General features: G+C 35.9%; 18 protein-coding genes. 10 read left to right on the top strand and 8 right to left on the bottom strand.

The features are described 5' to 3' along the window. Positions 1–31 precede the first annotated feature (31 nt). Complete coding sequence (locus AACZ41_RS03315) at positions 32–235, top strand: hypothetical protein (protein ID WP_079512418.1); 204 nt, start codon at positions 32–34, stop codon at positions 233–235. Here AACZ41_RS03315 and AACZ41_RS03310 read toward each other — a convergent pair. The 4 genes from AACZ41_RS03310 to AACZ41_RS03295 form a co-directional block, all read right to left on the bottom strand. Then, a complete protein-coding gene (locus tag AACZ41_RS03310; protein ID WP_339626951.1) occupies positions 232–1,857 on the bottom strand; it encodes a S41 family peptidase in 1,626 nt (541 codons plus the stop codon). The two genes, AACZ41_RS03315 and AACZ41_RS03310, sit on opposite strands and share 4 nt — an antisense overlap. 14 nt (positions 1,858–1,871) lie before the next feature. Beyond that, on the bottom strand, positions 1,872–2,309 hold the full coding sequence (locus AACZ41_RS03305; RefSeq protein ID WP_339626484.1) for a dCMP deaminase family protein: 438 nt from the start codon (positions 2,307–2,309) through the stop codon (positions 1,872–1,874). An 84-nt stretch (positions 2,310–2,393) separates the two neighbouring features. Beyond that, the gene (locus AACZ41_RS03300; protein ID WP_339626482.1) at positions 2,394–2,978 is read right to left on the bottom strand and encodes a HupE/UreJ family protein; all 585 of its coding nucleotides are present in this window, start codon (positions 2,976–2,978) and stop codon (positions 2,394–2,396) included. 26 nt (positions 2,979–3,004) lie between these two features. Further along, a complete protein-coding gene (locus tag AACZ41_RS03295) occupies positions 3,005–3,745 on the bottom strand; it encodes a TerB family tellurite resistance protein (RefSeq protein ID WP_339626480.1) in 741 nt (246 codons plus the stop codon). A 129-nt stretch (positions 3,746–3,874) separates the two neighbouring features. Here AACZ41_RS03295 and AACZ41_RS03290 point away from each other — a divergent pair, with 129 nt between their 5' ends. The 3 genes from AACZ41_RS03290 (at position 3,875) to AACZ41_RS03280 (ending at position 5,773) form a co-directional block, all read left to right on the top strand. Continuing rightward, positions 3,875–4,285: a BrxA/BrxB family bacilliredoxin gene (locus AACZ41_RS03290; RefSeq protein ID WP_091625479.1), complete on the top strand. Its 411-nt coding sequence runs from the start codon at positions 3,875–3,877 to the stop codon at positions 4,283–4,285. A 70-nt stretch (positions 4,286–4,355) separates the two neighbouring features. Then, positions 4,356–5,093, top strand: coding sequence for a lysophospholipid acyltransferase family protein (locus AACZ41_RS03285; RefSeq protein WP_339626477.1), 738 nt, complete (start codon positions 4,356–4,358; stop codon positions 5,091–5,093). Next, positions 5,090–5,773, top strand: coding sequence for an HD domain-containing protein (locus AACZ41_RS03280; protein WP_339626475.1), 684 nt, complete (start codon positions 5,090–5,092; stop codon positions 5,771–5,773). Before AACZ41_RS03285 ends, AACZ41_RS03280 begins: the two co-directional genes overlap by 4 nt. Before the next feature lie 92 nt (positions 5,774–5,865). On the opposite strand, the gene AACZ41_RS03275 is transcribed toward AACZ41_RS03280, so the two are convergent. Continuing rightward, positions 5,866–7,299 (bottom strand): glycosyltransferase family 2 protein, encoded by a 1,434-nt coding sequence (locus tag AACZ41_RS03275; protein WP_339626473.1) that lies wholly within the window; start codon positions 7,297–7,299, stop codon positions 5,866–5,868. Positions 7,300–7,674: 375 nt separating this feature from the next. Between AACZ41_RS03275 and AACZ41_RS03270 the strand changes: the two genes are divergently transcribed. The 6 genes from AACZ41_RS03270 to AACZ41_RS03245 all read left to right on the top strand — a co-directional run bounded on the left by AACZ41_RS03270 (position 7,675) and on the right by AACZ41_RS03245 (position 13,460). Further along, entirely contained in the window at positions 7,675–8,784 is a 1,110-nt protein-coding gene (locus AACZ41_RS03270; protein WP_339626471.1) for a glycoside hydrolase family 2 TIM barrel-domain containing protein, read from the top strand. A 201-nt stretch (positions 8,785–8,985) separates the two neighbouring features. Beyond that, positions 8,986–9,420, top strand: a complete 435-nt coding sequence (locus AACZ41_RS03265) for an endo-arabinase (RefSeq protein ID WP_339626469.1) — start codon at positions 8,986–8,988, stop codon at positions 9,418–9,420. A gap of 19 nt (positions 9,421–9,439) precedes the next feature. After that, a complete protein-coding gene (locus AACZ41_RS03260) occupies positions 9,440–10,771 on the top strand; it encodes a citrate:proton symporter (protein WP_339626949.1) in 1,332 nt (443 codons plus the stop codon). Positions 10,772–10,773: 2 nt separating this feature from the next. Then, complete coding sequence (locus AACZ41_RS03255) at positions 10,774–12,111, top strand: acyclic terpene utilization AtuA family protein (RefSeq protein ID WP_339626467.1); 1,338 nt, start codon at positions 10,774–10,776, stop codon at positions 12,109–12,111. Positions 12,112–12,114: 3 nt separating this feature from the next. Then, positions 12,115–12,417 carry a hypothetical protein gene (locus tag AACZ41_RS03250; RefSeq protein WP_339626465.1) on the top strand — a complete coding sequence of 101 codons (303 nt, stop codon included), beginning with the start codon at positions 12,115–12,117 and terminating at the stop codon, positions 12,415–12,417. Positions 12,418–12,428: 11 nt separating this feature from the next. Then, positions 12,429–13,460 carry an alpha/beta fold hydrolase gene (locus tag AACZ41_RS03245; RefSeq protein ID WP_339626463.1) on the top strand — a complete coding sequence of 344 codons (1,032 nt, stop codon included), beginning with the start codon at positions 12,429–12,431 and terminating at the stop codon, positions 13,458–13,460. A 63-nt stretch (positions 13,461–13,523) separates the two neighbouring features. Here the strand turns inward: AACZ41_RS03245 and AACZ41_RS03240 are convergent, their stop codons facing one another. Genes AACZ41_RS03240 through AACZ41_RS03230 form a run of 3 tightly spaced genes read right to left on the bottom strand, consistent with a single transcriptional unit; the run spans position 13,524 to position 16,998 of the window. After that, positions 13,524–14,597 carry a PA0069 family radical SAM protein gene (locus tag AACZ41_RS03240; protein ID WP_339626461.1) on the bottom strand — a complete coding sequence of 358 codons (1,074 nt, stop codon included), beginning with the start codon at positions 14,595–14,597 and terminating at the stop codon, positions 13,524–13,526. A 47-nt stretch (positions 14,598–14,644) separates the two neighbouring features. After that, positions 14,645–16,198 carry a hypothetical protein gene (locus AACZ41_RS03235; protein ID WP_339626459.1) on the bottom strand — a complete coding sequence of 518 codons (1,554 nt, stop codon included), beginning with the start codon at positions 16,196–16,198 and terminating at the stop codon, positions 14,645–14,647. A 17-nt stretch (positions 16,199–16,215) separates the two neighbouring features. After that, positions 16,216–16,998 (bottom strand): enoyl-CoA hydratase-related protein, encoded by a 783-nt coding sequence (locus AACZ41_RS03230; RefSeq protein WP_339626457.1) that lies wholly within the window; start codon positions 16,996–16,998, stop codon positions 16,216–16,218. Positions 16,999–17,002: the final 4 nt, after the last annotated feature.

Genomic DNA, 17,002 nt, shown 5'->3' with positions numbered 1-17,002 from the left:
AGAAGGTTGTAACTTTATAAAAAACAAGTTTATGAGCAAGACAATATCAATTATCTTCATAGCTATTGCAGTAGCTTTAATTGCCTATAACGTAACGATGGTAGATTTTGCCAATCCATTTGAGAAAGATAGTACTATCGCACTTATTGGTATTATGGCTTCGCTATGCGCCATTATACTTCTTTTAGTTTTTGTAACAAGCAAAAAGATTCAGGACAAAATAAATAAAGATTAATTATTAGCTTGAATTAAGCTAGATTCTTGTTGTTGCATTATATTACTATCCAATTCCAATACTTTCTGAAGCATAGGGTCTTCATCGGCCTTAATCTTCGCATGTATATTGGTATTGAACAATTGCTCTGCAATGCTTGCCTTTAAAAATCGCTTTATGCTTTGTTCATGGTCATAGAAATTCATCCTCAAATTTCTATTTACAGAATACTCTACGAATTTTTCAAAAAGTATATCATCAACTTTAAAATCGTTCACATACTCTTCTTGAGAATAGTTCGCATATCTATCACGATCCTCTTCTAAGTGTTCAAATACAAAAAAGGATAAGAAACCTAAGTTATCCATACTCTCTACAGCCTCTTCCTCATTACTGCCTATAGGTACGAATACATCGGGAATTATGCCACCACCACCATATACTACCTTGCCTTTTGGTGTAACAAATTTTAGAGAATCCGCTACTTTGATACTATCAACTGAAACCATCTCTCCACTATGAAATCTGTCTGTAAAGCGTTGGTAATAATCCTTAGTCCCGTTGGCATATGTTTTTTGAATGCTACGGCCCGTAGGAGTATAATACCTTGAAACTGTTAACCGTACGGCCGAACCATCACCTAGTGCCATTTCGCGCTGTACTAATCCCTTTCCGAATGAACGACGGCCTACAATAGTGCCAATATCATTGTCTTGTAAAGCACCTGCAACAATCTCACTTGCCGAAGCAGACCTTTCATTTATTAGAACATAGATAGGTTTATCTTCAAAACTACCTTCATCAGTAGCAAAACTCTTATTTATCTTACCTTTCTTATTCTTGGTGAACAAGATAAGTTTACCATCTTCTAAAAACTCATCGGCCATCTCTTCTGCCATTCCTAAGTAACCACCTGGGTTATCGCGTAAATCAAGCACCAATTTTTTAGCTCCCCTTTTTTGCAAATCATCCAATGAACTTTTAAACTCCTTATAGGTCGATTCGGCAAAACGATTCACCTTTATGTAACCTATATCTTTGGTAAGCATATAGAAAGATTCTACACTTTTTAATGGCACTACACCACGTTTAACCTCTATATTGAATGTTTTATTTTCTGCTTTTCTAAATACCTTTAGGTTGACCGTTGTGCCTTCTTTCCCCTTCAGCTTTTCAACAATTACTTCACTAGGAAAATCTTTACCGTACAATGTATCATTATCTGCCATTAAAATACGATCACCAGGTAAAATACCTTTCAAAAAACTGGGGCCATCTTTTACAGTTTTTATAACCGTAATTGTATCTTTATAAGCATAGAAATTTACTCCGATACCTACAAAATCACCTTTCATATTTTCAGACACACGATCCATTTCTTTCTCTGAAATGTATACCGAATGTGGATCTAGTTTTTCGAGGATGCTATTTACCGTAACATCAACAATACTATCGGTGTTAACATCATCTACATACTCATAATTAATGTAATCAATAAGTCTATTAAGTTTGTCCTTCTTAGAATTAGTAGAGAAAAGTCTTTCAGGCGAATCATTAAAACTAAGTTTTCCACCTATAAAAAACCCAACAGCTATGGCTGCGGCAATTATTAACGGCATTAGAAAACTATTTTTCTTGTTCATCATTAGTACAAACGTTAGATAGTAACATTTATTTCTGGCATGTGCTCCAATTCAACTCCCGCTTTTTCCAAGAATTTTAATCCGGAATCATCTTTATAACCAACCTGATATACTACACGTTTAATACCAGACTGATGAATTAACTTACTACATTCCCTACAAGGGGATAATGTTATATAAAGGGTAGCACCTTGACAAGATTGTGTTGAACTCGCTACCTTAAGAATAGCATTGGCTTCGGCATGTAGAACATACCATTTTGTATATCCCTCGTCATCTTCACAGTAATTTTCAAAACCGGTAGGTGTACCATTATAACCATCTGAAATTATCATTCTATTTTTAACAATGATAGCCCCTACTTGCTTTCTCTTGCACGAAGACAATTTTCCCCACTCCTTTGCCATTCTTAAATAGGCCCTATCGTATTTCAATTGTTTTTCTCTCTTCATTCTACTAGCTTTTCTAAAGCTTAATGCACTAAGATACCTGCTTTGTAAGGCAAGAACAATAACTTAGGGTTAAATTTAACACTCTTAAAATGGAAACGTTTGATATAATAACGGTAGTGTAATTAACATTATTAAAATACTACCTACAACAACGAATAAACTTTGTTTTACATGAAACATTGTTTGAATTACATAGGCCAGTACAAGAACCAACAAAACAATAACCACTTGTGAAATTTCTATGCCAGCGGCAAAACCGAATAAAGGCCCCAATTTTTCATCTGTTCCCATTATCATCATTTTAAAATAATTGGAAAATCCGAAGCCATGTATCAATCCGAAGAAACCGGTTGCCAATGCATGAAACCATATGGTTTTGGTTCCTTTTTGCACTTCCCTATCCATTAAATTATAAATGGCAGTACATAAAATGGTCACCGGAATCAAAAACTCTATCCAACTAGCCTCAATAAGTATTATTTCATAAACAGATAATACTAAAGCCAAACAATGGGTGATTGTAAAAACCGTTGCTAAAATCAATACATTCTTCCAACTTTTAAATGTAAAGGGAAGTGCTAATGCAGATAAAAATAAAATATGGTCATAAGCATTGACATCTAAAACATGCTGCAAACCCAATTGTATATAAAACCAAAATTCTTGCATAATAAGAGTTGTTTTTAAGTCTCCAATTAATTTAAACCTCGTTCTTTCTGAATAGTCTCGTATGCCGCTTGCACTTGTTTAAATTTTTCTTCGGCACCTTTTTTTATAGCCTCATCTTGAGTATTCACACGATCTGGATGATACTTTTTAGCCATTTCCCTATAAGCCTTTTTAACTTCCGCATCTGTTGCCGATTTTAGAACATCCAATATTTTATAGGAGTTATTGGCAGATTTAACGAACATTGCCTTAATACTGTCAAACTCATTTAATGCCACTCTAAGGTAACCAGCAATTTCCCGTATTTTTTGTATTTCAGGATTACTAATGCTACCATCTGCTTGAGCTATACCGAATAAAAAGTGTAGTAACTGTAGGCGTACCTCGTATCGTGTACGCTGTGCTAAAAACGCACATACCCGTTGTGCGGATATTTCACCCTTTTTATTAATTTCATTAAAGGTTCTAAAAATAGCATTGGCTTTATCTTTACCATAAGTGCTAACAAAATACTGACGCACGTAATCCATTTCAGATCGACTCACTTGTCCGTCTGCCTTTATAACGATAGAGCATAATGAAAGTAAATTCAACTCAAAATCTGCGGGTGACACATTAGGTCTTGTATACTCTTGAAAGACTGAACGTGTATTACTTTTATTACTGCCAAAAAAACCATCTATAATACTACCTGCAAAAAATCCTAAAACCGCTCCAGACAATCCTCTTAAAAAAAAGCCTATTACAGCTCCCAACCATTTAATCATTTCGTGTTCTCAATTTCGCCAAAGATAAAATATTACGAATAGAAAGTAAGGCCAATGAAAAGTTAAGGTGTTAAGCACCTCTACGACTAATTGGTTATCTTTGTAGTAGATTAATTTAAATATAACAATATGTACCCTGCAGAATTAGTAAAACCAATGAGAGATGATCTGGCCTCTGCCGGATTTGAAGAATTATATACAGCAGATGCGGTAGCAAATGCCATAAAAAAAGAAGGAACTACTTTGGTAGTCGTAAATTCTGTTTGTGGCTGTGCAGCAGCAAATGCAAGGCCTGCAGCCAAAATGAGCCTGCAGAATAGTAAAAAACCAGATTATGCCGTTACCGTATTTGCTGGTGTAGATACAGAGGCGGTGAACGCGGCAAGAAATCTTATGGTTCCTTTTCCTCCATCATCTCCTTCAATGGCATTATTCAAAGATGGTGAGTTGGTTCATATGATCGAACGTCACCATATTGAAGGAAGGCCGGCTGAAATGATCGCTCAAAACTTGGCACAAGCTTACGACGAGTTTTGCTAGAATTTATTTAGCATAAAATAATAGTCTCAAAAAAACCGCTCTAAATAGAGCGGTTTTTTATTTTTGCACTATGCAGAAGTTGATTTCATACCCCATAACACCCATATTTTTTATAGCCTTCGGCCTCTGTCTGCTTATATTTCATCCATTACAATGGTTAGGTTTTAAATTATTTGGGTATTCTGGCTTAAAACCAGTAGTCAGTATACTTAACTTTTGCTTAATGCGATGTACCAACATACTTGGTACTACGTATAAGTTTACCAACAATTATGATTTACCTACCAATAGGCCTCTAATAATAGTCACTAATCATCAGAGCATGTACGACATTCCGCCATTAATTTGGTATATGCGAAAACACCATCCTAAATTTGTCAGTAAAAAAGAATTAGGAAAAGGCATACCAAGCGTATCCTTCAATCTAGTTCATGGTGGCTCTGTTTTAATTGATAGAAATGATGGTAAATCTGCCATAATGGAAATAGGAAAACTTGGCACCTATATTGAAAAGCATAATAGAAGCGCTGTTATTTTTCCGGAGGGAACAAGAAGTAGAGATGGTCATCCAAAACCATTTAAACCTATGGGCTTGAAAATGCTTCTTAAAAAAGCACCATCTGCATTAATAGTTCCCATAAGCATCAATAATTCTTGGAAATTGGTGCGATTTGGCCAATTTCCTATGGGTTTAGGCGCCAAAGTAAGTATTGATGTTCAGCAACCTATTGAAAATAATGGTGATTTAGATGCGCTTATCGTTCAAATAGAGGCTTCAGTTACCAATGGCGTAAACAGTTTTAAATGACAAACTCTGAGATTATAGATGAAACTATCGTCTTTGTTAAAGAAACCTTGCGAAATGCAGAAGGGGGCCATGACTGGTTTCATATACAGCGAGTATTCAACAATACCATTCTTATTTCTAAAGAAGAGGATGTGAATATTTTAGTAGTGAGTTTAGGTGCACTACTTCATGACATTGCGGATGCAAAATTTAACGATGGTGATGAATCATTAGGTCCTAAAATGGCAGAAAATTTTCTACTCTCAATAAATGTACCAACAGAGATCATTAATCACGTTGTTAAAATTATTAAGTTCAGCTCCTTTAAGGCTGGATTAAGCGATGGTAAGATTAAAAAGAAACTATTTAGATCGAAAGAGCTGCAAGTTGTACAAGATGCAGACCGTTTAGATGCTATTGGCGCTATAGGAATAGCACGCACCTTTAATTATGGCGGTTATAAAAACCGAATGCTTTATGACCCTTGCATTGCACCAAATCTTGATATGACCAAAGAGGAATATAAAAATTCTACAGCTCCTACTATTAATCATTTTTACGAAAAACTATTATTGTTGAAAGACAAAATGAATACCAAAACAGGTAAGCGTTTAGCTGAAGAAAGACACCAATATATGGTAGATTACTTAAAGCAATTTTATTATGAGTGGAATCCCTTATCATTTAAAAAACAACCATAACGTTTATTTTCATTTTTAAATAAAATATTAAATTATAAAAAAGGGTTTCAATATAAATATTGAAACCCTTTTTAAGTTTTAAAAGCGTATACTTATTTCTGCGATAACTCTCTTGTTAACCAACCCCTTCTACTTGCAGTTGCAATAGCGTAAGGGGTAATCCAGAATAACCCGAAAGTATATAGAACACTATATGAATATGCCCAGAAAGATTCTATCAACGTATATCTCTTTGCGTAAAACAATACCGGAAAAGTAGATAATACCAGTATACTTACAAATGTAGAGCTTATGAATAGAAGTGGATGTGTAATTACAAAAACCATCATGAATAAAACAAATGGGTAGCATAATACAATTCTCGAAAATTGGCTAAAGAACAATAATCTTGTCCCAGCTTTTGGTCCCTTTCTAAAATTGGTAAATACATATTTAGACATTTGAATATTCTCACGAACATTACTTCTACCCCATCTAATAAACATCTTATATAATCCCTTGAACTTCTCTGGAACATTAGTATAAGCGAAAGCATTTCTTTGAAACAGTACATGAAATCCTTGTTTCAAAATCATATTCGTCATTGCCCTGTCCTCACCAATATCAGAAGGTTGCCCCATAAATGTCTGATTAATCCATTGCTCAAGACAAGCAAATACTGCTGTGGCCCGGTAAGCCGCTAGTGCTCCTGGCGTACATAATACAGAGTTTAAAGTGCTTTCGGAAGATCGTACAAATTCAAAACTAAGAGCAAAACTTACGTCTAACATTTTAGGTAAAAGAGCATCATTATTATTCAATACACGAATATTACCAGCAACTGCACCACAATTCTTATCAACTATAAAAGGGCTAACTAAGTTTCTAAGCGTATCCTTATCTACTATAGAATCACTATCAACTGTTACAAAAATTTCACCTGTACCCTCTTTAAAACCTCTGTATAGTGCATGACGCTTCCCCATATTCTTTGGCTGTTGACAAATAGAAACACGGTCGCCCAATTCTTTCTTAGCCTCTAACATCCAATTCCAGGTGTCATCTTTACTACCATCATCGATAGCCAATAACTGCACCTTATGTTCTGGATAATCACTTTCTGCTAAACTTTTTAAGGTTGCCCAAACTTGTTTTCCTTCATTGTATGCCGGCACAATCACAGTAACAGTTGGCAATTCTTCATTCGAGACTGATGGTATCGCCTTATACTTTAAAAATCTTATAAAAGTGTATATAAAAAAACTTAGTTTGAAAACGAAAAATACTGCCGCCACTACCATAAAAATTAAGCCAATTAAAGTGCTTCGTCTTTCTAAATGTAACTGCGTAAAATCGTTTTGTAAAATATAAGCTAGATAAGCTGATCCGAACATTAGCACAAATGTGCTACCCATTACAAAAATACCCCATGCATTGGCATTTTCTATTAGGTGTCCGATTTTAGCGAAAAAAGATTTCTTTTCGGTGTTAGAGTTTTTATTTTTAATAGTATTCATTTCGTATTTGGTAGTGTTCTTGGTTTTCATAAATGGTTCTAGTATTTGTCGCATACATGTGAAATACGTTCACATATCATCTTTGGATTTTATTTTAACAAAACTTTCTAAAACTTTTTTCCATTTACCAAATCTAATCCTGAATCAAGCTTATTACTGTTATTTAAATCAACGCCTTTTAAGAATTTTCACTGTTCTTGCTCTTCATAGTGCCTTCATTTAAATTCAGACAAAATGTGTGTTTCGTAACTAAAATAAAATGGCACAAAACCTAAATCTTTTCTGGTGCAAAATATAATAATTCACCAAAGTCATAATACGAAATGAAACAGCACCACCTTTTTAAATCTAAAAACTTTTTTAGTAACTTACTTGAGAAAGTATTAATAATCATTAACGTAACGAATGCTAAAAACACAAAACAGCTTTTTATATATAGGTTTAATTATCCTAAGTTTTGTCTCCTCTTGTAAACAACAGGTAAAAAAAGATTTAACCAATAAAGATCCTTTGATTATAAATCAACGTTGGTCAGAAGAAAAAGCAAATGCATGGGCAGCCAATAACCCATGGTTACGGGGTGCCAATTTTAACCCTAGCACTGCTATAAATCAATTGGAGTTTTGGCAAGTCGAAAGTTTTGATCCAGTAACTATTGATCGGGAATTGGGTTGGGCACAGGATATAGGCCTTAATTGTATGAGGGTCTATCTGCATCATTTAGCCTGGGAGATAGATAAAACTGGTTTTAAGGAACGCATAAATACATATCTTTCTATTGCGGAAAAGCATAAGATTGCCACCATATTCGTAATTTTTGATGATTGCTGGAATCCTACCTACAAGGCAGGGAAGCAGCCAGATCCAAAGCCTGGAATACACAATTCTGGTTGGGTAAGAGATCCAGGTGACCTGCTGTACACTTCAGATAACCTAATGCCCACGCTTGAAAGCTATACCAAAGATATCCTGACCACTTTTAAGGATGATAAAAGAATCATACTTTGGGATCTTTATAATGAACCTGGTAATTCAGATTATAAAAATAGATCATTACCACTTTTAAAAAGTGTTTTTGAATGGGCTCGGGAAGTTGACCCGAACCAACCAATTTCTGCAGGAGTTTGGAGTTTAGATTTACCAGAATTGAATAAATTTCAAGTAGAACATTCTGATGTCATCACTTATCACAACTATAATGATGAGATCAGTCACCAAAGCGCTATTGATTCTTTAAAAATTTACAACCGCCCTCTAATATGTACAGAATATATGGCTAGAAAGCACAACAGTTTATTCAGTAATATTATGCCCATTTTAAAGAATGAAAATATTGGCGCAATTAATTGGGGGCTTGTGGATGGAAAATCAAATACCAAATATGCCTGGGATGAACCCATTCTTGATGGTTCCGAACCAAATCTTTGGTTCCATGAAATATTTAGAAATGATGGCACTCCCTACCAACAAGATGAGGTTGAACTAATAATGGAATTAACGGAAGTTAAAAAGTAAGGTATTCGAAAAATAGTTCTGATTAATTGACATTACAATTTTTGATTCACACACAAAAAGTACCATAGCAGAATTTTAAGATGATACTAAATTACTGGGTTGCTAAATGTGAAAAACCATTATATTCATACTAAAGTCCTGTACAGATTAATCGCATTATGGACAGTAAAAATGACTTTCATAAGTAAATAAATTAATAATATGAACAAAATATTCTTTCTACTATTATTTACAATCTCCGTTGGTTATGCCCAATCCGAAGAAGAAGCAATTATTTCATTGTTGGAAAAAGAATCTGCTACTTGGCGTTCTGGAGATGTAAAAGCCCATTCCGAATGTTGGTCCATAAAGCCCTACAGCAGAATTTTGGTCTCTACCCAAGAGGGCAACAGTATTGACGTACCACCAGCCATCATGCTCAATCCTCCAGAAAATATGATAGGTAATGGTGGCACATCAAAAAACTCCAACTACAAAATGAATATCAATGGTGCCAATGCTTGGGTAAGTCATGATGAAGAATCGACCACGAAAGAAGGCGTAACCACCTATACTTTCGAAATTCGAATTCTAGAAAAAATTGATGGAAAATGGAAATTGGTAGGCCAATCGATTCATCCAAGAAAAAAAAATTAAATATCTTTAAACCTTACTAATCTTCCCTATAATTGACTTTCATGGGCAAAATGTTATAAATATGCTGGCTTGGTTAGGTTTACTTACCATTTTGTTGCTCTTGTTCTTGGTAATGACAAAAAAAATGGCCGCTGTGGTCGCTTTAATCTTAGTGCCCATCATTACAGCCCTTATGGCTGGATTTACAAGTGAAATAATAAATTTTATTACAGACGGGCTAAAGACAATTGCACCTACCGGTGTGATGTTCATTTTTGCCATTCTATTTTTTGGTATCCTTACCGATGCAGGTACATTCAAACCTATGATCAAACGATTATTAAAATTTGCAGGTAATGATCCAGCCAAAGTCACGGTAGCTACGGCTCTTTTGGCAATGATGGTGCATTTAGACGGCTCTGGGGCAGTAACATTTTTAGTCGCCATACCAGCATTTCTACCCCTTTATGATAGCTTGAACATGAAACGTACCACCTTGGCCACCATAACGGCATTGGCCGCTGGAACCATGAATATTTTACCTTGGGGCGGTCCAACAATACGCGCGGCTTCTGCATTGGAAGTTTCTGTAACTACTTTGTTTAATCCTATCTTAATCCCTGTAATTATAGGATTATGTTCCGTACTAATCATCGCCTATATGTTAGGTAAAAAAGAACGCAAAAATACGCCTGAATATATAAAAAGCCAAAAATCGGATACAGAACTGTCCTTTGATTCGGAGTTGGAAAGGCCTAGACTTTTTTACTTTAATATTGCCTTGATTCTAATTGCTGTTGCCTTATTAATTAGTGGTATAGCACCGCCACATATTATTTTTATGGTTGCGTTTGCCTTGGCTATAACCCTAAATTATCCAAACCCGAAACAACAGGGCGACCGAATTAATGCCCATGCAAAAGCAGCACTTTTAATGGCCAGCATCCTTTTTGCCGCAGGCTGCTTTACGGGAATCCTAAAAGGTTCCGGAATGATAGACGCGATGGCCGCAAGTTCTGTGTCTATGATAACACCGTCCATAGGAAGTCATTTGGCCGTACTAACAGGATTGCTATCCATGCCCGCCAGTCTGTTATTTGATCCAGATTCATTTTATTTCGGCATTCTCCCATTATTATCAACCACTGCATCCCATTTTGGAGTAGATTCTATTGAAGTAGGCCGTGCAGCCATTATGGGCCAAATGACCACCGGTTTTCCTGTGAGCCCGTTAACCGGCTCTACCTATTTGTTAATTGGATTGACAGGGGTTGAATTAGGAGAACATCAGAAAAAAACGATTCCATTTGCATTTTTAATAACCCTTATCATTCTTTCAGTTTCCATATTGATTGGAGCAATAACACTTTAAACATGAAAAAAATTAGAGTTGGTAGCGGGGCGGGATATGCAGGTGATCGTCTGGAACCAGCATTAGAACTTATAAAAAAAGGAAAGTTAGACTATATCTGTTTTGAAGGATTGGCCGAAAGAACAATTGCTTTGGCACAAAAAGCGAAAAAGGAAGATCCAAAAAAAGGGTACAACGAACTTCTTTTATATAGAATGGAACAAGTACTACCGTTGGCCATTAAACATAAAGTTAAGGTTATTACCAATATGGGTGCTGCCAACCCTTTATCCGCTATGGAAGATATTGCAAAATTGGCGCATAAAATGAATCTGAAAAATCTAAAAATAGCTGCTATTACCGGTGACGATATTCATGAAAACATATCAGATTACTTAGATTTTCCAATTATTGAAACGGGCAAACCATTAAGTACCCTAAATGAACAAATAATTTCTGCCAATGCCTATTTGGGATGTGATGGTATTGTAGATGCCCTACAGAATGGAGCTAACGTAATAATTACTGGAAGAGTGGCGGATCCGTCGTTATTTTTGGCTCCAATGATATATGAATTTGGATGGAAAAAACATCAAGCCGATTATTGGGGTACGGGTACTTTAGTAGGTCACTTATTGGAATGTGCTGGTCAAGTAACTGGAGGATATTTTGCCGATCCCGGAAAAAAAGAAGTTCCCGAACTATGGAATTTGGGTTTCCCTTTTGTTGAAATAGACAGTAATGGCCAGGGGTACATTTCCAAATTACAAGATGCCGGCGGTTTGGTAACCAAAGCCACTTGCACCGAGCAATTGCTCTATGAGATCCACGACCCTGAAAACTATATAACACCTGACTGTACAGCTGATTTTTCAAAAGTAATTTTTACCCCAAAAAGTAAGGATGTAGTATACTTTGAAGGAGCGAGTTCAAAGCCGGCCACAGCAACCTACAAAGTTAGTGTCGGCTATGAAAATGGGTTTATAGGGGAAGGTGAAATGAGCTACGGTGGCGCCAATTGTCTTAAACGGGCCTTGTTGGCAAAAGACATCGTTGAAAAACGATTGGGGTTATTACCCTTTTCAATTAAGGATCTTCGTTTAGAACTTATTGGGATCAACTCGCTTTTGCCAAATACAGATTATTCAAACGAACCTAATGAAGTACGACTCAGGGTAGCGGGTAAAACCATACTTAAAACCGAGGCGCAACAGATTGCCAACGAAGTAGAGACCTTATACACAAACGGCCCATCTGGAGGTGGTGGGGCAACAAAAAAGGTTTCTGAAATTATTGCCATTGCTTCTATTCTAGTGCCTAAAAAAGACATTCAAATCTCAACCACCTATACAACTCTATAGCCTATGAAACTTTGGGAAATAGCTCACGCCAGAACTGGAGACAAAGGAAATATAAGTAACATTTCACTTACTGTCCATAATTTGGAACATTTTAAACTCATCAAGGACAAGGTAACTAACACCCGTTTAAAACAATGGTATGGTGACCAAGTAAAAGGCGATATCATTCGATATGAACTCCCGCAGTTAGGGGCTCTTAATTTTGTTATGTATGATGCATTGAACGGTGGGGTCACGAATTCAACAGCCTTGGATAAACATGGAAAAACCCTTGGTGCACAATTACTCAACATGACAATTAATTAAATCTATCTACTATGCGTAAAATTGTACTATTAATTTTCACCGTTTTTGTATCCTTCACCCTATCGGCACAAAAAGAACAGGTCGGCACTGTTGTTAAAGACTCTTTATACTCGAAAAATTTAGAGAACCAGATGGGTGAAAATCCAAAGAGATCTATTTCGGTATACCTGCCACCCAATTACTCATCAACAAACAAAAGGTATCCAGTGATTTATTTCTTACATGGCTTTTTGAATGATGATAACCTCATCAATCCAATGAAAGACCTTTTGGACTATGCCTTGGCGGCGCAAAAAATTAAACCCTTTATTCTAGTAATTCCAGACCAAAAAACTACGTATGACGGTAGTTTTTATTCCAATACGGGAATATTTGGCAATTGGGAAGACTTCACCTCAATGGATCTGGTCAGTTATATGGATACCAATTATAGAACATTGGCCAAAAAGGACAGTCGCGGTATAACAGGACATAGCATGGGCGGCTATGGTGCCATCAAGATTGCTATGAAGCATCCAGACATATTTGGGGCTGTGTATGCAATAAGTCCAGGTGCACTGGCCATCGTTAGAGAATATGGACCAAATAGCGACAGTTATAGACAATATGATCAAGCCGCAACCATTGAAGACCTCTCAAAAACCTATTTTGGCAAAGTGATTCTGGCCTTTGCCAGATCATGGTCTGCAAATGCCTTAAATGGACCTTTTTATTGTGATGTACCCTTTTCTTATGAAGATAAAACACTAAAAGTACATGAAGCTATTTTAAAAAAATGGCATGCCAATATGCCCTTTTATATGGTACCCGATTATATAGATAACTTAAATAAATTAAACGCTATAAAACTAGATTGGGGACGCAATGCAGGTGAGCGGTTTACGATACAATGTAAAATGTTCAGTCAGGCATTGGAAAACGTAGGTGTGGAACATTTTTCCGAAGAATATATAGGTACGCATACCAGCAATATTTATACAAAAGAAGGCAGAATTCCTCAACAGGTTCTACCCTTTTTTGATTATTATTTGGACTTTGACTAAGATTTAATACAAGTATTTGCAAATACCAAATGATGTTTGAGTCTTTTTGAACAAGGCGGCGCACTAGAACAATTTCAGTTGACCATCTTTGTAGGCCTCGTGCATATTCGTATTCAATTTAGGGAATTTTTTATCCTTGAAGTACTTCATTTTAGCCAACCGTACCATATCATGGATTTGGGTTGCAATTTTACCTTCTCCTCTACTGCGAACACCAAACCTACTATCGTTTAAGGTTCCCCCATGACACTCTTGTATTTGGCGCAAAACTTTATCAGCTTTATCGGGCAAGGTTTTCTTGATCCAATCAGTGAAAATTTCACCTAGAGCGCCATTTAGTCTAACGATAGTAAAAGCCATTGACAAGGCCCCGTTTTCTGTTACCGCCTTTGCTAAACTCAAAATCTCATGACTATTTATTCCCGGAATAATTGGCGCTAACATCGCATTTACTGGAATGCAGTTTTCTGATAGAACCCTAATAGCCCCCAAACGTTTTTTAATAGTCGTGGTTCTTGGCTCTAATATTCTTCTTGTCTTTTCCGATAGAGATGTAATAGAAATATTTACACCGATTAAGCCAAATTCATTTAATTGTTTTAGAATATCTAAATCCCTTAGAATCAATGCATTTTTGGTTATGATACCGACCGGATGCCTATATTTTAAAAAGACTTCCAAACATTTACGTGTCAATTGAAATTCTTTTTCGGCAGGTTGATAACAATCCGTATTACCGGATAAGACTATGGTACAGGCTTTCCAACTTTTGCTTTTTAGTTTTTCTTCTAATAATTTTGGTGCATCATGTTTAACTAAAATTTTTCGTTCAAAATCAAGCCCGGCACTATAGCCCCAAAATTCGTGCGCATTTCTGGCATAACAATAAATACAACCATGTTCACAGCCTTGGTACATATTCATAGAGTAACTCATACCAACATCTGGACTCGTTACTTTGTTGACAATCGTTTTAGGAAATATAGGGATGTATTGAGTTTTATTAGCGTCTGCAATTTCCCCTTCTAACCTACAGAACTCCAAAAAATCATCACGGACCTCATAGCTATACGCAGAGAATTTATTGTCGGTATTCTGTTGTGCCCCTCGACCCTTCAGAAAAGAATTAGAATTCATTTTTTAGGATTTATTCCAAAAATATGGATATAATCCTAAAGTAAGATTTATTTAACAGCAACTTGAACTAGTTGTTTTTTAGTACCTCTTTTAGCATAGAAGGTAAGTTCATCTTTTAAATAGTCAGTATAGGGTACTGAAACCATTAAAGGGAGTCGAGCTTCAGTATCATCAATAACTTTGCTGTAGGTCATATGACCTTGTTCATCTAATCGAATTAGAAAGACATTTCTATTTCTACTCAAGCCTTGCTTGAACATGATTCTGTCATCACTTAATTGCTGAGGATTTTCTGCTGATGTGCTTATAAAAAAGTATGTAGTATCACCTTTTGTGTAGGCACTATAAGAAGCATACGCTCCATCGCCTTGTGTAACTTCTGTTTTATTAATATTTCGAGCCCAAACCAAATCTCCTGTCGAACTTAACTTCGCGCTGATGATATCATTATGGTGATACCTAGTTACCATCACTCGACCTCCACTTGAATTCGACTGTACGCTTGAACTAGTGAAATACTCTTCTGCATTAAAAAGAATGTTTCCGTCTTTGGTAACATCCATTCCTTTAAAAACTAAATCTTTAATCGCCTTATCATCTTCTCTACCAAATTTATCCAACATAAACTGCTCTGAAAACGGATTGAACTTACTCGTCTCCGTTTCTAAAGTAATTGGGTTTAATTTGAAATAAGAAATACCGTTGAATCGATTATCCTTACGATCTGCATAAAACCCAATGCACAATAAATCATCACCTTTAAATATTGGCTTCAAGGCTTCTGGAAATTTATTGGGAGTATAGAAAGATTGAACACTACGGCTATCTTTTGAGATACGAACCATTTCATACTGAAACTTACGTTCTGTGGCATTAAAACGTTTCTTTTTAAAGTAAGCTTTTCCTACAAGATAAACGTTTTGTAAATCTTTTGAGAATAGGATATTCTCGAAGGCATAATTCTTTTCCTCAACCTCATCAGAAAAATCATGCTCCATTAATTTAGTCAAGTTCGAATTGAACACATGAATTATGTGCTGATCAACCTTTTTCTTCTTGTAATGCGTCGTAATTGCAAATGCCGATTTATCATCGTTAAAAAGAACAGATGTCGTAAATCCTGAGGAGAAATTTCTATTATAAAAATTTCTATCTAATGGCTGTTCTACTGGGTCAGATTCAATTGACAGAATAGTCTCTTTTGTAAATTGAAACTGAGAAAACGGACTTCTATGTACTTCGTACTGGTAACTTTTATTTCTATAACTATATTCTAAAAACAATAGATATACCTGCCCATTACGCACATAGGCATCAATAAAATTGGCGTCTTTTAGTTTGTAATTATATTCGGAAACTAGCTCTAAATCTTTATTATAATGTTCAATGAAATACCCTTTAGGACGCAGAATGATTCCCGTATAATATGCCCTTACAACTATAGTACCTTCATTGCCATCATCTGCGATGGCCAACATATTAGAATAGCGGTATTTATCATTGAATTTTTCGCCAATAGTATAAGTAACGGGTTCTTCTTGTGCTAAACCACTCAATGACCCAATAATTAAAAGAAATAAAAAAATACTTCGATTCAACATAACCAATTTGGTTTATGTCATGAACCCGGAAAATCTGCTTTTCTTTTCTCTAAAAAAGCGGTAGTACCTTCGGTAAAATCATCAGTTCCAAAACATGCACCAAAAGCCTCAATTTCCTGCTCATAACCATTTACAGTATTCTTAAAACCAGCATTTACTGCTTTTATTGCATAAGAAATGGCTACCGATGAGTTATTGGTAATCTTAGAGATAATCTTATGGCATAATGGCAACAATTCTTCTGGTGAAGTTACATGATTGACCAAACCATATGAATGCGCTTGTTCAGCGGTTATCATACCTGCGGTCATAATCATTTCCATTGCTCTACCCTTGCCTACTAACTGTGGCAAACGTTGTGTTCCTCCATAACCAGGTATTACACCTAAAGAGACTTCTGGTAGTCCCATTTTAGCATTTTCGCTTGCCACTCTAAAGTGACAGGCCATTGCCAGTTCTAAACCACCACCTAATGCAAAACCATTAACCGCGGCAATAACCGGAGTCGATAAATTTTCAATAAAGTCAAAAAGATTTTTTTGTCCTTTGGCAGCTAATTTTTTTCCTTCTTTTACTGAAAAATCAGAAAATTCTGAGATATCTGCTCCTGCGACGAATGCCTTTTCACCACTACCCGTTAATATTATAGCTTTTATCTTTTTATCCTTTTGCAATTCATTGAAAACATCTTGCAATTCGCCAATGGTTTTTTTGTTTAGTGCATTTAACTTATTTGGACGGTTAATTGTCACTATAGCCGTTGATGCAACTTTCTCAATTAAAATAGTCTCGTATGACATAGTA

It is taken from the genome of uncultured Maribacter sp. (assembly GCF_963974015.1).
Lineage (GTDB): Bacteria > Bacteroidota > Bacteroidia > Flavobacteriales > Flavobacteriaceae > Maribacter.
This window is presented reverse-complemented; position numbering and strand designations above follow the sequence as displayed.